Here is a 21,611-nt window from a genome sequence, read left to right as displayed (position 1 = left end):
ATATACCAGTTGACAAAAATTCGCGAAAAAACGAATTTATTCCAACTGATATAAAACTGGAGTGACTTGATGTCCGCTGCACCTCCCTCTCCTCAGGTCATTCCTGAAACCACCGTCAACGGCCAACGTGGCAAAGCCCGACGGATTCTACTGTCACTCGCCGGCGTGGCGCTGTTGGCCGGGCTGGCGTGGGGCGCCTGGTGGTGGCTCACCGGGCGCTTTATCGAGACCACCGACGACGCCTATCTGCAAGCCGACAGCATCAGCGTGGCGCCGAAAATCAACGGCTACGTCGCCGAGGTGCTGGTGGCCGACAACCAGAACGTGAAGCGTGGCGACGTGCTGGTGCGCCTGGATGCGCGCAAATACCAGGCAGTGGGTGACGAAGCCTCGGCGACGATTGCGGCCCGCGAGGCTGACTTTGCCAAGGCCCAGGCCGACCTGGTGCAACAGGACTCGACCATCGCCGAAGCACGGGCCCAACTGCAAGGCGCCCAGGCCGACGCCCAGCACGCGCAAACCGAAGTCGCACGTTATGCGCCGCTGGCGCGTTCCGGGGCCGAGCCGGAAGAACGCCTGGCGCAGCTCAACAACCAGCTCGCCCAGGCACGCAGCACCGTGGCCGCCAAGCAGGCCGCGTTGCGCTCCAGCCAGACCCGCTACGGCACCCTCGAAGCCCAGCTCAAGCAAGCCCAGGCGCAACTCGGCGTGGCCAAGGCCAGCGAAGCCCAGAGCCAGCTGGACGTGGACGACGCGGTGATTCGCAGCCCGCTCGATGGCCGCGTCGCTGATCGCGGTGTACGCGTCGGCCAATACGTGCAGCCAGGCACACGCTTGTTGACCGTGGTGCCGGTGAGCGCGATCTACCTGACCGCCAACTACAAGGAAACCCAAATCGGCGAGATGCGCGCCGGGCAGACCGTCACCGTGCATGTGGACGCACTGCCAGGCCATGATATTCAGGGCCATATCGACAGCCTGTCCCCAGGCACCGGCGCACAGTTCGCGTTGCTGCCGCCGTCCAACGCCACCGGCAACTTCACCAAGATCGTGCAGCGCGTGCCGGTGCGGATTTCCCTGGATGTACCGGATGACGACGTGCGCCAGGCACTGGTGCCCGGCTTGTCCGCCACCGTGGAAGTCGACACCCGCACCCACAAGGCAGACGCCAACCATGGCTGAAGCCATCTTGACCGAAGTGCCCGCGGACAAACCGCGCAACGCTTCGCTGACCGACTGGATCGCAGTCGCCGCCGGCTCGCTGGGCGCCTTGCTGGCGACCCTGGACATCTCGATCACCAACTCGGCGCTGCCGCAGATCCAGGGCCAGATCGGCGCGACCGGTACCGAAGGCACGTGGATCGCCACCGGTTACCTGATGTCGGAAATCGTCATGATTCCCCTCGCCGCCTGGCTGACCCGGGTATTCGGCCTGCGCCGGTTCCTGATCGGCACCGCGTTGATGTTCACGTTTTTCTCGATGTTCTGCGGGCTCTCCTCAAGCCTCGGCGCGATGATCGCCGGGCGTATCGGCCAGGGTTTTGCCGGCGGCGCGATGATCCCGACCGCGCAGACCATCGTACGCACCCGCCTGCCTGCCCATCAGTTGGCAATCGGCACCACGATGTTCGGCATGACGGTGATCCTCGGTCCGCTGTTGGGCCCGGTGATTGGCGGATGGCTCACGGAAAACATCAACTGGCGCTGGTGCTTCTTCATCAACCTGCCCGTCAGCATCACCTTGATCACCTTGCTGATCACCGGCCTGCCCAGCGACCGCATGAACCTCCAGCAATTCATCAAGGCCGACTGGCTGGGCATCATTGGCCTGGCCATGGGCCTGAGTTCACTCACCGTGGTGCTGGAAGAAGGCCAGCGCGAACACTGGTTCGACTCGAAGTTGATCATCTGGTTGAGCATCACGATGGTCATCGGCTTCTTCCTGATTGCCGTCGGGCAAGTCCGCTCGAGTACGCCGATCCTGCGCCTGCAACTGGTGCTCAACCGCAGCTTCGGCAGCGTGCTGCTGATCGCCACGGCGGTCGGCGCCGGGCTCTATGGCACGGCGTACCTGGTGCCGCAGTTCCTCGGCATCCTGTCGGGCTATAACGCGCAACAGTCGGGTTCGATCATGTTGCTGTCGGGGATTCCGGCGTTCCTGCTGATGCCGATCCTGCCGCGAATGCTTGGCCGCCTGGACCTGCGGATGATGGTCGGCGTGGGTTTGTTGATGTACTGGGCCAGCTGCTTTCTCGACACCCAGCTCACCGCCCAGAGTGTCGGCCATGATTTCTACTGGTCGCAGATCCTGCGGGGCTTCGGGCAGATCCTGGTGATGATGCCCCTCAGCCAACTGTCGATGCGCTCGGTGGAAACCCGCGATGCGGGTGACGCGGCCGGGCTCTACAACATGTCACGCAACCTCGGCGGCACCTTGGGGCTGGCGCTGCTCGGCGTACTGATGGACCGGCGCAGCCACTTCCACGACGACATGTTGCGCGAAGGCATCCAGGCCAACACCCAGTTGACCCAGGATCAAATGGCGAGCGATACCGCCAGCTACCTGGCGCAAACCGGCGACCCGTCCACCGCCTCGCTGCAGGCCCTCAGTCATCTGGCCAACGACATCGCCCAACAAGCGGCGGTGATGGCCTACAACGACGCGTTCTACGTGCTGGGACTCGCCATGCTGGCGTGCCTTCCCCTGATCTTCATCCTGAAAAAGCGCGCGGCGCAGGCAGGCCAACGAACATGATTTATCGCTCACTTCCCTTGCTCTTCACCGTCGGCCTGCTGACGGCGTGTACCGTGGGGCCGGACTACCAGGGTGCGCCGGATGCCTCACCAAAGACCCTCGCGGCCGGGCGCTTGCCCCACGCCGACATAGGCCTGCCGCGCACACCCGCGGTCGCCCAGTGGTGGCAAGCCCTGGGCGATCCGCAGCTCAACCAATTGGTGGCCCAGGCCCTGCAAAACAGCCCGGACATGGCGACCGCCCAGGCGCGCCTCAAGCAATCGCGAGCCAGTCTGAGTGGCGCCAACGCCAACGCCCTGCCCAAGATCACCGGCGATGCAGCGATGCTGAAGCTGCGCTCCCCCGACACCTCGGCGCTGGGTGGCAGCAGTGGCGGTGGTCGCGGGCCATTGAGCCTTTACCTCGCCGGCTTTGATGCCAGCTGGGAGGCCGACCTGTTCGGCGGCACCCGGCGTGCAATCGAGGCGGCCCAGGCGGAAAACGACGCCTCGCAGGCGCAACTGGCCGATGCCCAGGTGCAACTGGCAGCCGAGGTGGTGCAGACCTATGCCGACGTGCGTGACCAGCAGGCGCGACTGACACTGGTGGACGCCAGTGTCGAGATTGAGGAACAGGCGCTGGACCTGACCCAGCAGCGACGCAGCCGTGGCGTGGCCTCGCAGTTACAGCTGGAGCAGGTCCTGACACAGGCCGAAAACACCCGGGCCCAACGCCTGCCGCTGCAAGCGTCAATCGTCGAGGCGATTGACCAGTTGAACCTGCTCTGCGGCCTGGAACCGGGCGAGTTGGACGCGAGCCTCAACACTCCCCGCGCCCTGCCCGCTATCCCTAGCCAGGTACCCTTTGCAGACCCGGCGGCGATCCTGAAAGCACGCCCGGATATCCGGGTGGCCGAGCGCCAACTGGCTTCCAGCAACGCGCAGATCGGCGAGAAAACCGCCGACTGGTTTCCCAAGCTCAGCCTGATGGGCGACTTGTCGTTCTCGGCGGCCGATCCCGGGCACCTGGCGCGCAAGGACAGCGGCACCTGGCTGCTGTTGCCGCGGCTGACCTGGAACGCATTGGATTTCGGCCGGGTGGCGGCCAGTGTCAAAGGTGCGGAAGCCGGGCGCGACGAGGCCCTGGCCCATTACAAAAGCGTGGTGTTGAGTGCGTTGCGTGATGCGGATGTGGCCCTGGCGCGGTATGGCAACCAGCGGCAGAACGTGGTGCTGCTGCGTAACGTGGAATCTTCGGCAGTACGGGCTGCGGACCTGACGCGCCAGCGTTATAAGGCAGGTACGGCGAGCACGCTGGATTGGCTGGACGCGGAACGTACGCGGTACCAGGCGCAGGAAAGCCGGATTTCCGGGGATGCGCTGTTGCTCAAGGACTTTGCGTCGTTGCACAAGGCGCTGGGGTTGGGATGGACGTTGTGACAAATAACCCGAGTGACCACTGACCTGTGGCGAGGGGGCTTGTCCCCCGTTGGGCTGCGCAGCGGCCCCAAAAAAGAGGGACTGCTACGCAGTCCAACGGGGGACAAGCCCCCTCGCCACAACAAGCCCTCTCACCACAGGTACGGTGTCAGCTTTTAATTGGCCGTATTGGCCCGCGCCGCGTGCAGCTTTTTGTAGCTGTCGATCAACCGCAGGTGCCGGTCCAGCCCTTCCAGCTTCATGCTCGTCGGCGTCAAACCATAGAACCGCACACTGCCATTCACCGACCCAATCGCCGCGTCCATCCGCTCGTTGCCAAACATCCGGCGGAAATTCACTTCGTAGTCCGCCAGTTCCAGGTCTTCGTCCAGCTCCATCTCCAGCACCGCATTCACGGCCTGATAGAACAAGCCGCGCTCGACGGTGTTGTCGTTGTACTGCTGGAACATCTCCACCAGTTCCTTGGCTTCTTCGAACTGCTGCAGGGCCAGATAAATCAGCAGCTTCAATTCCAGGATGGTCAGTTGACCCCACGCCGTATTGTCATCGAACTCGATGCCGATCAAGGTGGTGATGTCGGTGTAGTCGTCCAGCTCGCTTTCCACCAGACGCTCAACCAACCCCTTCAATTCCGCTTCGTCGAGGCGATGCAGGTTCAGGATGTCCTCGCGGAAAAACAGCGCCTTGTTGGTGTTGTCCCAGATCAGGTCGTCGATCGGGTAGATCTCCGAATAGTCGGGCACCAGGATGCGGCAGGCGGTCGCGCCGATGTGCTCGTACACCGCCATGTAGACTTCCTTGCCCATGCCTTCGAGGATGCCGAACAACGTGGCGGCTTCCTCGGCATTGGAGTTTTCACCCTGGCCGGAGAAGTCCCATTCGACGAACTCGTAATCCGACTTCGAGCTGAAGAAGCGCCACGACACCACGCCGCTGGAGTCGATGAAGTGCTCGACAAAGTTGTTCGGTTCGGTCACCGCATGGCCTTCAAACGTCGGCTGCGGCAGATCGTTCAGGCCTTCAAAACTGCGGCCTTGCAGCAGTTCGGTGAGGCTGCGCTCCAACGCCACTTCCAGGCTTGGGTGCGCGCCGAACGAGGCGAATACGCCGCCGGTGCGTGGGTTCATCAACGTCACGCACATCACCGGGAATTCACCGCCCAGGGACGCATCCTTCACCAGTACCGGAAAGCCCTGGGCTTCCAGGCCCTGGATACCGGCCAGGATACCGGGGAATTTCGCCAGCACTTCCTGCGGTACATCCGGCAGCGCGAATTCACCTTCGATGATTTCGCGTTTTACCGCGCGTTCGAAGATTTCCGACAGGCACTGCACCTGCGCTTCAGCCAGGGTGTTACCGGCACTCATGCCGTTGCTGAGGTACAGGTTCTCGATCAGGTTGGACGGGAAATGCACCACCTCGCCATCGGACTGGCGCACGAACGGCAGCGAAACAATGCCGCGCTCTTCGTTGCCGGAGTTGGTGTCGTAGAGGTGTGAGCCGCGCAGCTCGCCGTCACGGTTGTAGATGTGCAGGCAATGCGCGTCGAGTATCTCCGGTGGCAGTTCGTCCTTGCGGCCCGGCTTGAACCAGCGCTCGTCCGGGTAATGCACAAACGCCGCGTTGGCGATGTCTTCACCCCAGAACTGGTCGTTGTAGAAGAAGTTGCAGTTCAGCCGCTCGATAAACTCGCCCAATGCCGACGCCAATGCGCCTTCCTTGGTCGCGCCCTTGCCGTTGGTAAAGCACATCGGCGAGTGCGCGTCGCGGATATGCAGCGACCATACGTTGGGCACGATATTGCGCCACGAAGCGATCTCGATCTTCATGCCCAGGCCCGCCAGAATGGCCGACATGTTGGCGATGGTTGTTTCCAGCGGCAGGTCCTTGCCCGCGATGTAGGTGCCCGCGTCGGACGCCGCGCTCGGCATCAGCAATGCCTGGGCATCGGCATCCAGGTTTTCCACTTCCTCGATGACAAACTCCGGCCCGGCCTGCACGACTTTTTTCACGGTGCAGCGGTCGATGGAACGCAGGATGCCCTGGCGGTCTTTATCGGAGATGTCCGCTGGCAATTCGACCTGGATCTTGAAGATCTGGTTGTAGCGGTTTTCCGGGTCGACAATGTTGTTCTGGGACAGGCGAATATTGTCGGTAGGGATGTTGCGGGTTTCGCAGTACAACTTCACAAAGTAAGCCGCACACAACGCCGACGACGCCAGGAAGTAATCGAACGGACCGGGGGCCGAGCCATCGCCCTTGTAGCGAATAGGCTGGTCGGCCACCACGGTGAAGTCGTCGAACTTGGCTTCAAGTCGAAGGTTGTCGAGAAAATTGACCTTGATTTCCATGCGGGATTACCAGAATAGCGAGCAAAATATGGCCGCCATTATCCGGGTTTCGAGGCGTAAGTCTTGTGCTTTCGGGCCTGGCCGATCGTTGGCGATGGGTATCAGCCGTGTTGAAAGTCCGCAATCTGCTGCCACATCGCGATCGGGTTGGAGTACATCGGGAAGTGCCCGCACCGGGCAATCGGCGCCAACCGCACGCCTTGCGCCTGGATATGCGCCAGGTACGACAAATGGGCATTCTGCTCGCCGTACATGAACATGCGCGGGCATTCCAGGCCGAGGAACTTGCCCATCAAGTCGGCGTTATCCGACAGTTCGACCATCGACTGGAAGATCCCCCGCACCGCCCTGGCACGCACCTTGTGCCGCAGGCTCGCCGAATACAGCGCGCTGGCGTAGGCCGGTGCCTGCCGGGTGCGCTCGATAAAGGCGCTGAAAAACGCCTCGGGATCGTCCGCCGGGTAGTCGACGATCTGCCGGCTGAGAAAGCAGTCTTCCGGGGCGATATTGCCTTCGATATCGACAAAGCTCAGCACCCGGCCCGGGAACTGGTGCGCCAACATCAGCGCGGTAAGCCCGCCCATGGAGTGGCCTACCAGATGGAAGCGCTCGATGTTGAAATGCTCGAGCACCTGCAAGGCGGTTTGCAGCAGGAACGGGATGGAGATCTTCGACAGGTCATCGCAATGGCTCTCACCGCAACCCGGGGCGTCATAAGCCAAAAATGGATGACCGTCGAAGGCAGGTTGCTGGACGATGTCGGCGTAGTCTTCCTTGGTCGAGCCAAAGCCATGCAGGAACACGATTGGCGCCAGGGTACCCGCGCGGTGGATCGCGGCGATGTTCAACGGCACATCGGCGACGACGATGGGGAGTTGTGTGTGGGTGAATGGCATGGTGAAGACTCCCTGAAAAACCGATTGGCGGCTCAAAAGCCGTTAATTTCAACCGTATTCAGGTTTCTGTAAATTCCTGATTCGGGAAGGTATTCATAGGCTGATCGTATGAGTCGTTCCATAACGCCCTACCCCGCACTCAATCCCCACAACACGTCCAACACATGTTGCGTAGGCCGCTCAACCTCCCCGGCGCGATGGGCGATCCCCAATTGGCGCCACAGCAACGGTTGCAACGGCCGCATCGCAATCCGGGTGTCGTGCAAGGGTGTGGACGCTTCATGGGGCAACAACGTGGCCCCGTAACCGGCGGCCACCAGGCTTTTGATTGCGTCGTTGTAATTCAGCTGAATACGCGCCGTCGGCTGGTAGCCGTCATTGGCAAACCACTCCGAGGTCAGGCGCGAAAGCCGAGTGGTGTTGTCATTCAGGATTAACGGCTGGGCAGCCAGCCAGGCGGGTGTTACCACCTCGGGGCATTCCCGGCGCGCCGGCAAAAATGCCATGACCGGGTCGCGCCGCCAGGGCTCGATCCGCAAGCCCTTCACCGGTGCCTGGGGCAGCGCCACCAGGCCGATCTCCAGGGCGCCCTCGGCCAGCTTCTTCAATGTGTCCTGCGACGTGAGCACCGCCACCTGCACATCAATGGCGGGATGATGTTGGCTCAAGGTTTCCAGAGCTTGCGGCAGCAACTGTGCGATGGCTCCGGTTGAGGCTCCCAGACGCACCCGCCCCGCCAGCCCCTGCACCTGTCGCTCCACGTCTTCAAGCGCCTGCTCGGCATCCGCCAACAAGCGGCGCGCGCGCTCCACCAGGGTTTCGCCAATCGCTGAAGGCTGCACCCGCCCACGGGTACGCGATAGCAGCTTGCCGCCCACTCGCGCCTCCAGGTCGGCGATATGCAGGCTGACGGTGGGTGGCGCCAGATTGAGCATGCGGGCTGCCTCGGCGAACGAACCGAGGTCGGCAATCGCCACCAACGTACGCAGGCGGTCCAGGCTGATTTCGCGCATGGGTCAATCCTCGTTCATAAAAACTGAACTTCATCGTTTGGAAATTCAACTTTTCCTATCCTAGCGGCTGGCCGAAGATTGGAACACCTGATTTCCTATCCGAGTGCATCCCATGGCAAATCCTCTTGTATTCATCGACGGCGACCAAGGCACCACCGGGCTACAGATCCATCAACGCCTGCGCGACCGCACCGATCTGCAACTGATCACCCTCAGCCCTGAACACCGCAAGGACCCGCAGCAGCGCGCCGAGATGATCAACGCCTGCGACATCGCGATTCTCTGCCTGCCCGACGACGCCGCACGGGACGCCGTCGCCAGCATCCACAATCCGGCCGTGCGGGTGATCGACGCGAGTTCGGCGCACCGCACTCATCCCGACTGGACCTACGGTTTCGCCGAGATGAACCCGCAACAGGCGCAACGCATTGCCACGGCGCAGCGGGTGAGCAATCCCGGTTGCTATCCCACCGGTGCGATTGGTTTGTTGCGCCCGTTGCTTGAGGCCGGGCTGCTGCCCGGGGACTACCCGACGACTATTCATGCCGTCTCGGGCTATTCCGGCAAGGGCCGCGCCGGGGTGCAGGAGCACGAGGGCGCCGACGCTTCACAGGCGCCCGCGTTCCTGGTGTATGGGCTGGGACTGGCACACAAGCATGTGCCGGAGATTCAGCAGCAAAGCGGGCTGACGCAGCCGCCGCTGTTTGTGCCGGCCTACGGGGCGTTCCGCCAGGGCATCGTGCTGACCATCCCGCTGCAACTGCGGCTGTTGGCCCCGGGCGTGGAAGCGGCGCGGTTGCATGCCTGCCTGACGCAGCACTACCGCGACACCCGTCACGTACAGGTGCTGTCGATGCAGGCTGCGAGGGAGTTGACCTACCTCGACCCTCAAGCGCTGAACGGCACGGACGATGTGCGTTTGATCGTGTGTGAGAACCACGAGACGGGCCAGGTCCTGCTGGCGGCGGTGTTCGACAACCTCGGCAAGGGCGCCGCAGGTGCCGCCGTGCAAAACCTGGATTTGATGATCAAGCCGAGACCGTAGCGATAAAGGCGCGCAGGTCCGCCAGCATCAACGCCGGCTGCTCCCAGGCCGCGAAGTGACCGCCGGCGGGCATCTCGCTCCAGTGCACGATGTTGAAGGTCTTTTCGGCAAATGAGCGCGGCGGCGGCACGAACACCGGGTCACGAAAGGCGGCAAATCCGGTCGGCGCCTGGATGCGGGTGCCGGCCGGGAATTTTGATGACCCCTCAAGGCGCTTGCCGTGATACATCCATGTCGCGGTGACCATGGAAGACGGTGCGAGATACAACATGATGTTGGTCAGCAGTTGCTCCTCGGTAAAGGTGCCCCAGAGATCCGGACTGCCATGGGCGGCAGTGGGCAGATCGGCCCATGTGCCGATTTTTTCGAGGATCCATCCCGCGGCCCCCACCGGGCTGTCGGCCAGCGCGACACCCAGGGTCTGCGGGCGGGTTTCCTGCTGGTGGTTGTAGCCGGTTTCCCAGTCGATCAGCACGTCACGCCGGGCGACGAAAGCCTCCTCCTCCGGCGTGGTCGCAACGGTGCCCTGGGCCAGCAGGTCGGCCATGTTCAGGTGAATCCCCAGTAACGCCTCGGGCCGATCGTGGGCCATCCAACCGGCGATGCCCGAACCCCAGTCACCGCCCTGAACGATGAAGCGGGTTGGCCCGAACAGCCGGGCCATCAGCCCATGCATGAGTTCGCCCGCCCGACGTGGGCCAATCACTCCGGTGATCGGCCTGGAGAATGCAAACCCCGGAAGCGACGGCACGATCACATCGTGTCCGTCAGCCGCCAGCGGTTCCAGCAGCGCCTCGAATTCCAGGTACGAACCTGGCCAGCCATGGAGCAGCAGGATCGGCGGCCTGGAACCGTCGCCCCGCACATGGACGAAGTGCAGGTGCTCGCCCTCAATCTCGGTGATGAAGTTGGGCAATTGGTTGAGGTGTTTTTCGACCCGGCGCCAATCATAGGATTCCAGCCAGTAAGCGACCAGGCGCTGAAGGTCGCGCACGCCAACGCCCGACTTCCACCCTCCCAAATCGGGAAGCCGGGTCCAATCGTAGGCGGCGACTTTGTCGCGGATGGCCACAAGACGTTCGTCGGGGACATTGATGGTGTAGGGCAAGATCATGGGATTCTCCTGGTGAGTTTCCGTATTACATTGCTTTACGCAATACTGAACCCGACAAAAACCGATGTGAACCCCATTACGCCGCTCAAGGCCTTTGCGAAAAACGCACAAGTGAGTTTCCCGTGGACATAACGGACGAACTGGAAATCTTTACCCTCGTGGCCGAGACCGCGAGTTTCTCGGCGGCCGCGCGTCGCTTGAACCTTGCGCCCTCCTCCATCGCGCGGGTGCTGGACCGCATGGAGGCCCGGCTGGGCGTACGCCTGTTGTTGCGAACCACGCGCTCACTGACCGTGACCCCGGAGGGCGCCGCCTATCTGTCGTGCGCCCGGCGGATCCTCACGGACCTGCGGGAAACCGAACAGCAGATTACCGACCAGAGTTCACCCCGCGGGCGCCTGCGTGTCAGCAGTTCGCTGCTGTATGGCAGGACCTTCGTGATCCCGTTGTTGGGCGAGTTCATTCAGCGTTACCCGGACATCCTGGTGGACATCAACCTGACCGACACCGTGGTCGACATCGCCGCCGGGCAAGCCGACGTCGCAGTGCGATTGGGCCCGCTGCCCGACAGCAGCCTGACGTCCCGCCGGCTGGGCGCCACCCACAAGGTCATCATTGCTGCGCCGAGCTATCTGGCACGACGCGGCACGCCGCAGGTGCCGGAAGACCTGCTGGATCACGACTGCATCGGTTTCAACTTCAAGCGTGCGGCGCCCACCTGGCCGTTTCGCAAGGATGGCCACGACTATTCACTGACGATCAAGGGCCATGTCGAAACCAATAACGGTGACACCCAGGGCCAATTGGCGGCCGAGGGCATCGGCATCGCGCGGGTCTGCGCCGAGACCGTGGCGGACGCCATTCAGGCGGGTCGGCTGGTGCCGCTGCTGGAGGCATTCAATCCCGGCGATGGCGAAGAGATCCATGCCGTGTTCCTGGGCGGTACCCACACGCCGGCGCGGGTCCGGTGCTTTGTCGACTACCTGGTTGAGCGGTTCCAGTAGGCGCGAAATCCCATGACTACTCGGCAACGAGTTCGACGTAGCTCGACTCCCCGCCTCCCGTCGCGCCCGACAACCAGCCCCAGACGAAGGCCAGGGTGGTACGCCCGGCGGCGTCCACGCCTACCGTGCCCCGGGACCAGCCGGCAAGAATCTCGCCCTCGGTGGTCAGGCACTGGTACAGCAACTCGATGGTATCGGGGCCTGTGGCGCGCCCGACTTGATTGCCCATGCGAATCCGGCCGCCCTGGTAGGTGCCCCAGATGGCGTTTTCATCGACGTGGTAATGAAACACGGTGCCTGTACCGGACACACCATGGGTGTTGCCCGCGACGATAAACCGGCGGTTGTCCAGGCGTTCGCTGATTTGGCAAAAGGCATTTGGCATTGACAGGCGCTTCCTTGGTCGAGAGGGTCCATTCCGGGGCGCCCAACCTACCTCATATGGCTTTTGTCGGTCATGTAAAACCTGCACAATTGTGGGCTTTCCCGCGACAGGACGTCCCTTCATGCAACGCATCGTGATTCTCGGTAATGCGGGCAGCGGAAAATCCACCCTCGCCCGCGCCCTCGGACAACGCCTGGGCCTGCCCGTGGTGCACCTGGACACCCTGTTCTGGTCGCCCGGCTGGGTCGAGCCCGACGCCGAGCAGTTCCGTACCCGCGTGCGCGACGCCGTTGCCGCCGATGGCTGGGTGTGTGAAGGCAACTATGCGCGGCGCACGTTCGACCTGCGCCTGCCCCGTGCCGATTTGATCATCTGGCTCGACACGCCACGGCTCACCTGCTTTACCCGGGTGATCCTGCGCAGTGCGCTGAACCGCCCGCGCCCGGATATTCCCGCCGGCTGTACCGAGAAACTCGACCGGGAGTTCCTGACATTCCTGAAGTACGTGTGGACGTTTGATCGCGGCCACCGGCCAGGTATCGAGGCGGTGCGGTTGGCGGCAGGCCCGTCGGTGCCCGTGGTGCACTTGCGCGGTGGCCAGCAGATCGCCGAGTTTCTCGAGCGCTTGCCCGCAGCATCTGAAGGCTGCCTTGAATAGAGGGAGCAGGAGCGTTGGCCGCGATAGTGGGTCGTCTTGCCAGTGAAGAAATCATTGATGGCAAGACTTCCACCGCCCTCGGGCCATGCCGTCCTGACAGGTTTTTTCAACTGTAGGATCTTGTTGGCAGCCGCTCCCTCGTGCGACCCGAAGAAGCCCCTATCTGGATCTCAAGTACCGATAGAGCGTCTGCCGACTGATTTCAAAATCACGCGCCAACTTGGATTTACTTTCTCCAGCAGCGGCCCGGTCAATCAAGTTTACAACCTGATTGTCAGACAGTTTTTTCTTGCGACCTCTATAAGTCCCACGATTCTTTGCACTGGCAATTCCCGCCGCCTGTCTTTCCCTCATCGCAGCGCGCTCGAACTCTGCAATCAGCTCCATTACCGCAATGATCGACTCCACGACTTCAAGACAGTCATGCCGGAAAACCAGGTTTTCGTTCAAACACTCCAACGTGACCTGCTTTTCAATCAACCGGCGAATGATGGCGCACAGCTGCTCCGTGCTTGAAGTCAGCGCTGCCATGCTGTCCACCACCACGGTATCCCCGCACTGCAGGTAGCGGAGTAGCCTTTCCAGGCCTGCAGGATTCGCGGCATTGTCTGCCGGCTCATCGCAAAACACGGCATCAAATACATCGTCGCTTGTTATTTTCTCTACGCCACCCTCGGGCTCTTTTAGAGCGCGCCGGAAATATTTGATGCGATGCAATCTCATGGTGCCTCCTTGGCAATACTTGTACAGCGTCATTTTATACTTGTACAAACTGTAACTAAATCATCAATTCCTTACACCGCACTTGTAACACTGAACCCACCCAAAATACACAGTTGCAAAGAGTTGAACTTCCCTTATCATTTTGAAGCATGGAATTCTAACAAGTTTTTCGCAAAAAAGTCGATTTCGTATTTCTTGAATGCCCCGTGCAACTCAAGCAACCCATATGAGTATCTACTGTTTTACAGCTCAAACAATTGACATGACCGGCTTGACGCGGCTGTTAATTTCTCGATTGCAATCAGAGGATGAATGGATGAATGTCTTGGAAGGCGCCATCGAAATTGATCGCCCAACTACCGATCAGGAAAAGATTGATAAGGTAACCCGCAGTATTACCGATCATGGGAACTACCTGCGAAAGCGTTATCCGATCCTGCAGCACCAGGATGCTCTGGGCGCGAGTGTCATGGCGTTTTCCCTGATAGGGATGGTCATTACGGGAGGGCTCTATCTAAAGGGTTTTATCCCCGCATGGATGTGTATTCTGGTCAATGCGCTGCTGACTTCGTTCATTCATGAAATCGAACATGACCTGATTCATCGCCTTTATTTTAGAAAACAGCCGCTGGCCCATAATGCCATGATGCTCTTCTGCTGGCTGGCACGCCCGGGTATGCCCAGCCCGTGGCTAAGACGCAGTCTGCACTTTCATCACCATAAGGAGTCCGGAACTGATTCTGATGTTGAAGCCTGGATCACCACGAGCGGCAGTCCTTGGGGAATACTGCGATTACTCAAACTGGTGGACGGATTTGTATTTGGTTTTCTAAATGCGGTGTTTGCCCCGGGATGGCGGCAAAAGGTAAAATTGTTAGGCAAGATCATTCGGCTCAATACACCATTCGGGCTTCTGTATTGGGGGTGCTGGTATGTGTTCCTCGGCTACCACCTGTATGTCTGGCTTGGGTCAATTACCGGGATGGAGGTTCACAGCTCTGCTACGACGCTGGAACTAATGGATATCGTCAATAGCGCAGTGGTTATTCTTATAGCGCCCAATATGATACGGCAGTTCTGCCTGTTCTTTATAAGTTCAAATATGCACTATTACGGCGATGTTGCCCCGCGTAACGCATTACAACAAACCCAGGTGATGAACCCTTGGTGGCTGTGGCCGTTCCAGTTGTTCTGTTTTAACTTTGGCAGCACTCACAGCATCCATCACTTCGTGGTGAGAGACCCGTTTTATCTGCGTCAGATGACGGCACCTTATGCTCATAAAGTCATGGCCCAGGCCGGTGTCAGGTTCAATGACTTCGGCACCTACAAACGAGCCAATCGCTTTTCCATGGAGCACTCCCAAACTCGGTCTCGTGGGTGAATTCCTCCACAACCATTATCGGTGTTCGGCAAGTATCAAGGGCCGCACTTCAAATACGAGGACGTTGAGGTATGAAAGCGCAAGGGATATGTGCGAAGCAGTTTGAAGCGGTCAAGCAGGCCTTCGAGGACATGTTCGATGATCCGCAGGAACGTGGGGCCGGCCTGTGCGTGCAGGTAGGCGCAGAGATCGTTGTCGACCTGTGGGCCGGCATGGCAGACCAGGCGGGCACGAAACCCTGGACCCGCGATACGCTGGCCAATACCTTCTGCGTAATAAAACCCTATGTCGCGGTGGCCGTCCTGATGTTGGTTGAGGCGGGCAAGCTGGAGCTGGATGCACCCGTGGCCCGTTACTGGCCCGAGTTCGCCCGGAGCGGGAAAGCAAAGGTCACCCTGCGCCAGGTGATGAACCATACCGCAGGCCTGCCGGCGCTGCGGGGGCCCGACCATAACCCCATGATGTATGACTGGGAGCATATGCTGCGACTGCTGGAGGCCGAGCCGCTGTGGTGGGAACCGGGAACAGACCTGGGCTACGGCACCACCACGTTTGGCTGGATCCTCGGCGAGTTGATTCGCCGGGTGGACGGACGAGATCCCTGTGTGTTTATCCACGAAGAGATTCTCGATCCCCATGAGTTGGACGTGCACCTTGGCGTGAGCGAAGAACACTTTCACCGTATCGCGCGTTTCGACAGTGCCACGGGACGAGTCGGTGACCCTTACTCGCAGGCGTTGCGAACCGTGGTGAAAAACGAGCCGTCGCATATCGCGACGCTCGCCTTCACCAACCCCGGAATGGTGCCCAGACGAACCAGTGACCCTCGCTGGTGGGCCTACCGGCAACCCGCCGTGTGTGGACACGGTTCGGCTCACGGCCTGGCCGGTTTCTACAGTGCATTGATGGCAGGAAACTTTATCGGTCCCGAGCTGCTTACTGAATTCAGCCGTGAGCACAGTCATGGCATGGATCGAGTATGGATGCGCCCCATGCGTTATGGATTGGGTTGCATGCTCGAGCAGCAACGCGACCCGACGGCTTCCCATGCAATGGGCCCGAACACCTTTGGCCATATCGGGCTTGGTGGCCCGATCAGTTTCGCTGATCCCGAAAAACAAGTGAGCTTCGGTTTTGTCACCACGACTTCGGGCAGCCATTCGATGATTGATCCACGCCCCCGCCGACTTTCATCCCTTGTCTATGCGGCGCTTTGAAGGCAAGGGGCGGATCTGTTCATCTGAGGCTTTCAAGGGGGCGCAATACTGCCGAATGCAACGCAGCAAGTTTGTGGCAAGACACAAGTGGCTGATGGCAAACCGAAACCTTCCCCTCCCGGCCAACAATGAGTCATTGGCTTATGAACGAAGGCTGGTACAACGACGACATGATTTATTTATAAATAAATTCATACGCCTCGATATAAGAACCTATCTCGTTTGAATGAGCAGTCACCCACACTGCATTCATGCCTGTCTTTCTTTGATCGTTGAATTCCGACTGAGTGGTACAAAGCGCAACCCAGCGCTCAGTCTTTAAATCCTTAATCCGCAGACCCGCCTCACAACGACTGAACTTTCCAACGTAGGGCCCCGGAGTCACCAGCTCGTAAGGTGACGCATACTGAACAATGTCGCCGGGCAACAGGTACGTAACGACGTCATAACTGTGCAAGGACAAAATCAGACCCAGGCAAAAACCACCAAAAAAAGATTCTCCAACACGGTTCGGGTTTCTTACAGCCGGACGATAGTAGGTGGCCCTTGCAGCAAAAAAGAGTCCAACCAGACAACCAATGACTATATAGGTCGTCCACTCGGGAATCGATGGCATTAAAACCGTTCGCATTACAATGCGACCGGCCCAGAGCGTATAAGCAATCCATGCTCCAAATAACAGACACACCACCAACAACAAGGTTCTTTTCTTTGATTTGTTTTCAAATGAAGGATATTCCATTCCCTGCCTACTCTATTTTTAATTCCCGGGAAAAGCGCTTCGTGCTTCACGCCAACTTCCTTTACCCGATTGGCATGCCGGGCATATTAACGAATGAGCGTCATGGTGACCGATCTATTTACCCACGACTCACAGACATGGCCAGAGCGCCATCGGTTCTACCCATTAGCGCAAATTGTTCAACCGCCTCACATCCCTTATCCTCGTGGCCTTACCTGCCAGCGCCCGCCGGAGCCCCCCATGGACCTCGCCACCCTCACCCTCTTCCTCCCGGCCTGCTTCGCCCTGAACATGGCGCCAGGCCCGAACAACCTGCTGTCCGTGAGCAACTCCACCCGCTACGGCTACCGCACTTCGTGCCTGGCAGGCGTCGGGCGACTACTGGCCTTTGCCGGGATGATCGCCCTCGCGTCCGCCGGGCTGGCGGTGGTGCTGCAAACCTCGGAGTTGTTGTTCTACGGGATCAAGATTCTGGGGGCGGCGTATCTATTTTATCTGGCGTATCAACTGTGGCGGTCCAATCCGCACGCGGAGGCTGAGTCGACGGCGCCCAAGGCGGGCTTGTGGGCCTTGGCGCGACAGGAGTTCCTGGTGGCCGCCGGCAATCCCAAGGCAATCCTGATTTTTACCGCCTTCCTGCCGCAATTCGTCGACCCGGCACGTCCGATCACGCCGCAATTTGCCCTGCTGGGAGCGATGTTCCTGGCGCTGGAATGGTTCGCCATCAGCGCCTACGCCTATATGGGTTTGCATATGCGCCGCTGGTTCGCGCAGCCTCGGGGCAAGCGGATTTTCAACCGCTGCTGTGCGGGGTTGTTGTCGGCCGCCGCGACGGTATTGCTGATGGCGCGCAGGGCCTGAGCACTGCGAAAAACCGGCGAAAACGCTTACAATCGCCGTCTCACCGCAACTCAGGCAGGCCAGTTCGCCCATGGCGCTCGACCCCATCACCATACTGGTCCTCACCATCGCCCTGGCAGGCGCCGCCGCGCTGTACCTGGCCGTCGAGTGGCGCAATGTCCGCGAGCCATCGCTGCTGTACTGGACTGCCGGTTTCGCCATCATCAGCGTGGGCAGCACCCTGGCGCTGTTGCGGGCCAGCGGCCTGCTGTTGATCGGCATCTGGTTCGCCAACGGGTTGCTGATCACCGCCCACTGGCTGTTCCTGCTGGGCGTTGCGCGTTTCACCCAGGTGCGCCTGTCTCGCGCCTGGTACCTGATGTTCGTGGCCTGGTTTGCCATGCTGCTGTTGCCGGAAGGACAGTCGTGGTCCAGGGCCATGCTGCTGGCCAACTCGCTGCTGGTTGCCCTGCCGACCCTGCGGGCCAGTTTCCTGTTACGCCCCCATGGCCGATCACTCAGCGTGGGCGCGGTGCAACTGCGCTATGTGCTGCTGGCCCACGGGCTGTTCTATCTGGCCAAGTCGCTGGTGGCGATCGTGCCGGGGACACTGATCGATCTGACGGCGTTTCGTGGCGAGATCATTCAGGTGTCGCTGGTGGAAGGCGCCATGGCGATCATGCTGATTGCATTGTCGATGACCGGCACCGAGCGCTACCGCCGTGAGGAACAGATTGCACGGTTGGCCGCCCGCGACCCGTTGACCGCGCTGTATAACCGCCGCGCCCTTGAAATGCGCGCGCCGAACCTGCTGAGCGAGGTCTCGCAGGCCCGGCCGGGTGCCCTGCTGTTGATCGACATCGACAATTTCAAGCTGATCAACGACCTGTACGGCCATACCGCGGGCGACCGGCTGCTGGTGGCCCTGAGCGAGATGATTCGCGCGCAGTTGCCCGATGATTCGCTGGCGGCGCGGTTGGGTGGCGACGAGTTCGTGATCCTGCTTAACGACACCTCGAACGCGCGCATTGTCGCGCTGGGCAGCGCCCTGCGCGAACAGTTTCATCAGGCTGCCTCGCAGGCGTTCGCCACGCCCGAAGCGGTGACATTGAGCATCGGCGCCAGCCTGTTCGACACGCCGCCCGCCAGCCTCGCGGCCTTGATCGAGCAAGGCGACGCGGCGCTGTATGAATCCAAGCGTGGCGGACGCAACCGTATTCGTCTGGTGGACCGGACTGCGGTGGGCGCCGATTGACTCAATCGGTGCATCAACCTTTGAGCGCCGCCTCAATCCCCGCTATATCAATCCTGGTCATCCCCATCATCGCATCAAACGCCCGCTTGGCCGCTGCCGGGTCGGGATGGGTGATCGCCGCGCTCAGTACACGCGGGGTAATCTGCCATCTCACCCCCCATTTATCCTGGCACCAGCCGCAGACGTTTTCCTGGCCGCCATGGCTGACAATCGCGTGCCACAAGCGGTCGGTTTCCGCCTGGTCGTCGGTGGCTACCTGGAACGAAAACGCCTCGTTGTGCTGCACGCCGGAGCCGCCGTTCAGCCCCAGGCAAGGAATACCCATGACGGTGAATTCCACCGTCAACACATCGCCCTGTTTGCCCGCCGGATAATCCCCGGGGGCGTGATGGACCGCAGTCACTGCGCTGTCCGGGAAGGTCCTGGCGTAGAAGTTGGCAGCGTCCAGTGCACTGCCGTCGTACCAAAGGCACACCGTGTTTTTGTTGAGCATGAGTGTTCTCCAGCGTGGAGGTTCGGACTTGCAGTGTAGTACCGCTACCGACAAGAATGCGTTCGCGTCCTGACATGAACCCAAACGGTGCAGAGAATGAGTAATGGTGTAAGGATCGACCCGCGAATCATCCCGGTTCCGCGGTCCATCAGCCCCGAGGCCCAGGCGATGCTGCAACGCATGGTGAACGCCGATGGCGTGCCGCTGAACAGCCTGTACACCCTGCCCGCACCCGATGACCACGCTGGCTGGCGCCGTATGCAGGCCGCAGTTGCCCAACAGTACGCGGCGTCCCAGGCGGGACAGACGGCAGACCACGTTGAGACATTCACCGTGGAAGACGCCACGGTGTACCGGGCGACGCCGGCATACGGGGCCGAGTTCGCCTATATCGACCTGCACGGCGGCGCCCTGGTGTTCGGCGGCGGCGAAAACGCCCGCCTCGCCGCCGGCAAGCACGCCGACCTGCACAACCTGACCTGCTACGGCGTGGACTACCGCATGCCGCCTGACCATCCGTACCCGGCGGCACTCGATGACTGTATGGCCACCTACCGGCATGTGCTGAAGCACCACACCCCGGACAAGATCGTGATCGGCGGACGCTCGGCCGGAGGCAACCTCGCCGCTGCCATGGTGCTGCGCGCCCGCGACGAAGGCTTGCCGCTGCCGGCCGCGCTGGTATTGCTGTCACCCGAAGTGGACCTGACCGAATCGGGCGACAGCTTCCAGGTCAACCGCACCGTCGACGTGGTGTTGCCCAACCCGCTGATGAGCACCAACCTGCTGTACGCCGCTGGCGCGGATTTGTCTCACCCGTACCTGTCGCCGCTGTTCGGGGATTTCGCACCAGGCTTCCCGCCAACGTTCGTGCAAAGCGGCACCCGCGACCTGTTCCTGTCCAACGCCGTACGCCTGCACCGGGCGCTGCGCCAGGCCGAGGTACCGGTGGAACTGCACATCTTTGAAGCAATGCCCCACGGCGGTTTCATGGGCGCGCCGGAAGACGCAGAACTGTCGGCAGAGCAGGTGCGTTTCGTGCGCCACTGGTTGAACCGCGACTGACCACCGTGAGTTGACACACCCTGTAATAATCCATAAAGATAAGCGCCTTCTTCAGGGTGTGTCCTCAATGTCTGCAACGACCTTCAACTTTTCCGTCATTGGCTTGATTGCCAAGGCGCAAGGTTGCGTTGCGCACGCCCTCAAATCGAAGAAACAGTCGCTCATGTGACCGGGGCGCGCTGTCCCGTCAGATGAGCTGACAGGACATTGAGCGCGAAGGCCCCCTCCTCTTGCTTACTTCCCTCTGCCCTTCTGACGGTGACGAAATCGGTCAACCATCAGGAGAAAGCGCATGTCATCGTTTCAAGGTATCTGGGTTCCCGTCGTTACACCGTTTCATAACGGCGTTATCGACTTCATCGGCTTGCGCCGCCTGGTCTGCCATCTGCTGGAACAAGGCGTGGCCGGGATCATGGTCTGTACCACCACCGGCGAAGCCGCAGCACTGAGCCGCCGTGAGCAGTTGGCGATGCTGGATGCCGTACTGGAACTGGTACCGCCGCAGCAGGTGGTGATGGGCCTGGCGGGGTATAACCAGATTGAGCTGCTGCAGTTCCAGAGTGAAATCCTGCAACGCCCGGTGGCCGGTTTGCTAGTACCGCCGCCGAGCTACATCCGCCCGTCCCAGGCGGGCCTTGAGGCGTTCTTCCGCACCGTGGCCGATGCGTCCAGTGTGCCGATCATTCTGTATGACATTCCCTACCGCACCGGTATCGCCTTCGAACAGGCGACGTTGCTGAACATCGTCGCCCATGAACGGATCGTCGCGATCAAGGATTGTGGCGGCAACCTGGCCAATACCCTGGCGCTGCTGGCCAGCGGGAATGTGGATGTGTTGTGTGGCGAGGATGTGCAGATATTCAACGCGCTGTGCCTGGGAGCGACCGGCGCGATTGCCGCGTCGGCGCATGTGCGTACCGCAGATTTTGTGGCGCTGCATCGACAGGTTCGCGACAACCGGTTGCTGGCGGCTCGCGAGACGTTTTTCGGGCTGCTGCCGTTGATTCACACACTGTTCGTGGAGCCCAATCCGGCGCCGGTGAAGGCCGCGCTGGCGATGGAGGGTTTGATCGGCAGTGAGTTGCGGGCGCCGATGTTGGGGGCGAGTGAGACGGTGACAAATCGGTTGCAGCAAGTATTAGGCGTGCGGGAATAACCCGTGGCGAGGGAGCTTGCTCCCGCTGGGCTGCGCAGCAGCCCCAATTCAGGCACCGCGTTTTCGCCAGGTAAAATGGGGTGACCGGTTTTGGGGG

Annotated in this window: 20 protein-coding genes; 12 read left to right on the top strand and 8 right to left on the bottom strand. The window is 60.8% G+C overall.

The annotated features are described in order from the left end of the window. The first annotated feature begins 69 nt into the window (after positions 1 to 69). The 3 genes from HX869_RS06945 to HX869_RS06935 are packed head-to-tail and all read left to right on the top strand — an operon-like array spanning position 70 to position 4,173. A complete protein-coding gene (locus tag HX869_RS06945) occupies positions 70 to 1,182 on the top strand; it encodes an HlyD family secretion protein (RefSeq protein WP_178902915.1) in 1,113 nt (370 codons plus the stop codon). Continuing rightward, complete coding sequence (locus HX869_RS06940; RefSeq protein ID WP_178902914.1) at positions 1,175 to 2,755, top strand: DHA2 family efflux MFS transporter permease subunit; 1,581 nt, start codon at positions 1,175 to 1,177, stop codon at positions 2,753 to 2,755. Before HX869_RS06945 ends, HX869_RS06940 begins: the two co-directional genes overlap by 8 nt. Next, entirely contained in the window at positions 2,752 to 4,173 is a 1,422-nt protein-coding gene (locus HX869_RS06935) for an efflux transporter outer membrane subunit (protein ID WP_178902913.1), read from the top strand. Before HX869_RS06940 ends, HX869_RS06935 begins: the two co-directional genes overlap by 4 nt. Positions 4,174 to 4,328: 155 nt before the next feature. Here the strand turns inward: HX869_RS06935 and HX869_RS06930 are convergent, their stop codons facing one another. From HX869_RS06930 to HX869_RS06920, 3 genes are all read right to left on the bottom strand, one after another. Next, positions 4,329 to 6,524, bottom strand: a complete 2,196-nt coding sequence (locus tag HX869_RS06930; RefSeq protein WP_178902912.1) for an OsmC domain/YcaO domain-containing protein — start codon at positions 6,522 to 6,524, stop codon at positions 4,329 to 4,331. A 101-nt stretch (positions 6,525 to 6,625) separates the two neighbouring features. Beyond that, entirely contained in the window at positions 6,626 to 7,420 is a 795-nt protein-coding gene (locus HX869_RS06925; protein WP_178902911.1) for an alpha/beta fold hydrolase, read from the bottom strand. 128 nt (positions 7,421 to 7,548) lie between these two features. Continuing rightward, the gene (locus tag HX869_RS06920) at positions 7,549 to 8,433 is read right to left on the bottom strand and encodes a LysR family transcriptional regulator (RefSeq protein WP_087695047.1); all 885 of its coding nucleotides are present in this window, start codon (positions 8,431 to 8,433) and stop codon (positions 7,549 to 7,551) included. Positions 8,434 to 8,545: 112 nt separating this feature from the next. Here HX869_RS06920 and argC point away from each other — a divergent pair, with 112 nt between their 5' ends. Next, positions 8,546 to 9,478 (top strand): N-acetyl-gamma-glutamyl-phosphate reductase, encoded by a 933-nt coding sequence (gene argC / locus HX869_RS06915; RefSeq protein WP_178902910.1) that lies wholly within the window; start codon positions 8,546 to 8,548, stop codon positions 9,476 to 9,478. Here the strand turns inward: argC and HX869_RS06910 are convergent. After that, positions 9,462 to 10,592 (bottom strand): epoxide hydrolase family protein, encoded by a 1,131-nt coding sequence (locus HX869_RS06910; RefSeq protein WP_178902909.1) that lies wholly within the window; start codon positions 10,590 to 10,592, stop codon positions 9,462 to 9,464. The genes argC and HX869_RS06910 overlap by 17 nt on opposite strands. Positions 10,593 to 10,714: 122 nt before the next feature. Between HX869_RS06910 and HX869_RS06905 the strand changes: the two genes are divergently transcribed. Next, entirely contained in the window at positions 10,715 to 11,596 is an 882-nt protein-coding gene (locus HX869_RS06905; RefSeq protein ID WP_003215146.1) for a LysR family transcriptional regulator, read from the top strand. 16 nt (positions 11,597 to 11,612) lie between these two features. Here HX869_RS06905 and HX869_RS06900 read toward each other — a convergent pair whose 3' ends face one another. Further along, on the bottom strand, positions 11,613 to 11,981 hold the full coding sequence (locus HX869_RS06900; protein WP_178902908.1) for a hypothetical protein: 369 nt from the start codon (positions 11,979 to 11,981) through the stop codon (positions 11,613 to 11,615). A 121-nt stretch (positions 11,982 to 12,102) separates the two neighbouring features. Here HX869_RS06900 and HX869_RS06895 point away from each other — a divergent pair, with 121 nt between their 5' ends. Further along, the gene (locus HX869_RS06895; RefSeq protein WP_008436317.1) at positions 12,103 to 12,639 is read left to right on the top strand and encodes an ATPase AAA; all 537 of its coding nucleotides are present in this window, start codon (positions 12,103 to 12,105) and stop codon (positions 12,637 to 12,639) included. A 159-nt stretch (positions 12,640 to 12,798) separates the two neighbouring features. Here the strand turns inward: HX869_RS06895 and HX869_RS06890 are convergent, their stop codons facing one another. Further along, the gene (locus HX869_RS06890) at positions 12,799 to 13,362 is read right to left on the bottom strand and encodes a recombinase family protein (protein ID WP_102604935.1); all 564 of its coding nucleotides are present in this window, start codon (positions 13,360 to 13,362) and stop codon (positions 12,799 to 12,801) included. A gap of 316 nt (positions 13,363 to 13,678) precedes the next feature. Here HX869_RS06890 and HX869_RS06885 point away from each other — a divergent pair, with 316 nt between their 5' ends. Beyond that, entirely contained in the window at positions 13,679 to 14,746 is a 1,068-nt protein-coding gene (locus HX869_RS06885; RefSeq protein WP_003215138.1) for a fatty acid desaturase, read from the top strand. Between the two features lie 71 nt (positions 14,747 to 14,817). Beyond that, a complete protein-coding gene (locus HX869_RS06880) occupies positions 14,818 to 15,963 on the top strand; it encodes a serine hydrolase domain-containing protein (protein WP_177050599.1) in 1,146 nt (381 codons plus the stop codon). 175 nt (positions 15,964 to 16,138) lie between these two features. Here HX869_RS06880 and HX869_RS06875 read toward each other — a convergent pair whose 3' ends face one another. Then, a complete protein-coding gene (locus HX869_RS06875; protein ID WP_003215135.1) occupies positions 16,139 to 16,705 on the bottom strand; it encodes a hypothetical protein in 567 nt (188 codons plus the stop codon). Positions 16,706 to 16,945: 240 nt separating this feature from the next. Here HX869_RS06875 and HX869_RS06870 point away from each other — a divergent pair, with 240 nt between their 5' ends. Together HX869_RS06870 and HX869_RS06865 are read left to right on the top strand one after the other, a co-directional pair. Next, complete coding sequence (locus HX869_RS06870) at positions 16,946 to 17,566, top strand: LysE family translocator (RefSeq protein ID WP_177009454.1); 621 nt, start codon at positions 16,946 to 16,948, stop codon at positions 17,564 to 17,566. 70 nt (positions 17,567 to 17,636) lie between these two features. After that, positions 17,637 to 18,800, top strand: a complete 1,164-nt coding sequence (locus HX869_RS06865; protein WP_003215131.1) for a GGDEF domain-containing protein — start codon at positions 17,637 to 17,639, stop codon at positions 18,798 to 18,800. 13 nt (positions 18,801 to 18,813) lie between these two features. On the opposite strand, the gene HX869_RS06860 is transcribed toward HX869_RS06865, so the two are convergent. Then, entirely contained in the window at positions 18,814 to 19,293 is a 480-nt protein-coding gene (locus HX869_RS06860) for a VOC family protein (protein WP_003215129.1), read from the bottom strand. 96 nt (positions 19,294 to 19,389) lie between these two features. Between HX869_RS06860 and HX869_RS06855 the strand changes: the two genes are divergently transcribed. Beyond that, positions 19,390 to 20,358, top strand: coding sequence for an alpha/beta hydrolase (locus HX869_RS06855; protein WP_087695025.1), 969 nt, complete (start codon positions 19,390 to 19,392; stop codon positions 20,356 to 20,358). Positions 20,359 to 20,650: 292 nt separating this feature from the next. Further along, entirely contained in the window at positions 20,651 to 21,514 is an 864-nt protein-coding gene (gene dapA / locus HX869_RS06850; protein WP_178902907.1) for a 4-hydroxy-tetrahydrodipicolinate synthase, read from the top strand. Positions 21,515 to 21,611 lie beyond the last annotated feature (97 nt).

The organism is Pseudomonas sp. P7779, from assembly GCF_013386315.1.
Classification (GTDB): domain Bacteria; phylum Pseudomonadota; class Gammaproteobacteria; order Pseudomonadales; family Pseudomonadaceae; genus Aquipseudomonas.
Note: the sequence above shows the minus strand (reverse complement) of the source record. Positions and strands in the feature narration are given on the sequence as shown.

What these genes read in the sequence shown, in the direction of transcription:
- HX869_RS06880 (WP_177050599.1), top strand. Translation starts at nt 14,818, where the DNA reads ATGAAAGCGCAAGGGATATGTGCGAAGCAGTTTGAAGCGGTCAAGCAG.
- HX869_RS06855 (WP_087695025.1), top strand. Translation starts at nt 19,390, where the DNA reads ATGAGTAATGGTGTAAGGATCGACCCGCGAATCATCCCGGTTCCGCGG.
- HX869_RS06860 (WP_003215129.1), bottom strand. Translation starts at nt 19,293, where the DNA reads ATGCTCAACAAAAACACGGTGTGCCTTTGGTACGACGGCAGTGCACTG.
- HX869_RS06895 (WP_008436317.1), top strand. Translation starts at nt 12,103, where the DNA reads ATGCAACGCATCGTGATTCTCGGTAATGCGGGCAGCGGAAAATCCACC.
- HX869_RS06885 (WP_003215138.1), top strand. Translation starts at nt 13,679, where the DNA reads ATGAATGTCTTGGAAGGCGCCATCGAAATTGATCGCCCAACTACCGAT.
- HX869_RS06925 (WP_178902911.1), bottom strand. Translation starts at nt 7,420, where the DNA reads ATGCCATTCACCCACACACAACTCCCCATCGTCGTCGCCGATGTGCCG.
- HX869_RS06940 (WP_178902914.1), top strand. Translation starts at nt 1,175, where the DNA reads ATGGCTGAAGCCATCTTGACCGAAGTGCCCGCGGACAAACCGCGCAAC.
- argC (WP_178902910.1), top strand. Translation starts at nt 8,546, where the DNA reads ATGGCAAATCCTCTTGTATTCATCGACGGCGACCAAGGCACCACCGGG.
- HX869_RS06890 (WP_102604935.1), bottom strand. Translation starts at nt 13,362, where the DNA reads ATGAGATTGCATCGCATCAAATATTTCCGGCGCGCTCTAAAAGAGCCC.
- HX869_RS06930 (WP_178902912.1), bottom strand. Translation starts at nt 6,524, where the DNA reads ATGGAAATCAAGGTCAATTTTCTCGACAACCTTCGACTTGAAGCCAAG.
- HX869_RS06935 (WP_178902913.1), top strand. Translation starts at nt 2,752, where the DNA reads ATGATTTATCGCTCACTTCCCTTGCTCTTCACCGTCGGCCTGCTGACG.
- HX869_RS06920 (WP_087695047.1), bottom strand. Translation starts at nt 8,433, where the DNA reads ATGCGCGAAATCAGCCTGGACCGCCTGCGTACGTTGGTGGCGATTGCC.
- HX869_RS06870 (WP_177009454.1), top strand. Translation starts at nt 16,946, where the DNA reads ATGGACCTCGCCACCCTCACCCTCTTCCTCCCGGCCTGCTTCGCCCTG.
- dapA (WP_178902907.1), top strand. Translation starts at nt 20,651, where the DNA reads ATGTCATCGTTTCAAGGTATCTGGGTTCCCGTCGTTACACCGTTTCAT.
- HX869_RS06875 (WP_003215135.1), bottom strand. Translation starts at nt 16,705, where the DNA reads ATGGAATATCCTTCATTTGAAAACAAATCAAAGAAAAGAACCTTGTTG.
- HX869_RS06945 (WP_178902915.1), top strand. Translation starts at nt 70, where the DNA reads ATGTCCGCTGCACCTCCCTCTCCTCAGGTCATTCCTGAAACCACCGTC.
- HX869_RS06865 (WP_003215131.1), top strand. Translation starts at nt 17,637, where the DNA reads ATGGCGCTCGACCCCATCACCATACTGGTCCTCACCATCGCCCTGGCA.
- HX869_RS06900 (WP_178902908.1), bottom strand. Translation starts at nt 11,981, where the DNA reads ATGCCAAATGCCTTTTGCCAAATCAGCGAACGCCTGGACAACCGCCGG.
- HX869_RS06910 (WP_178902909.1), bottom strand. Translation starts at nt 10,592, where the DNA reads ATGATCTTGCCCTACACCATCAATGTCCCCGACGAACGTCTTGTGGCC.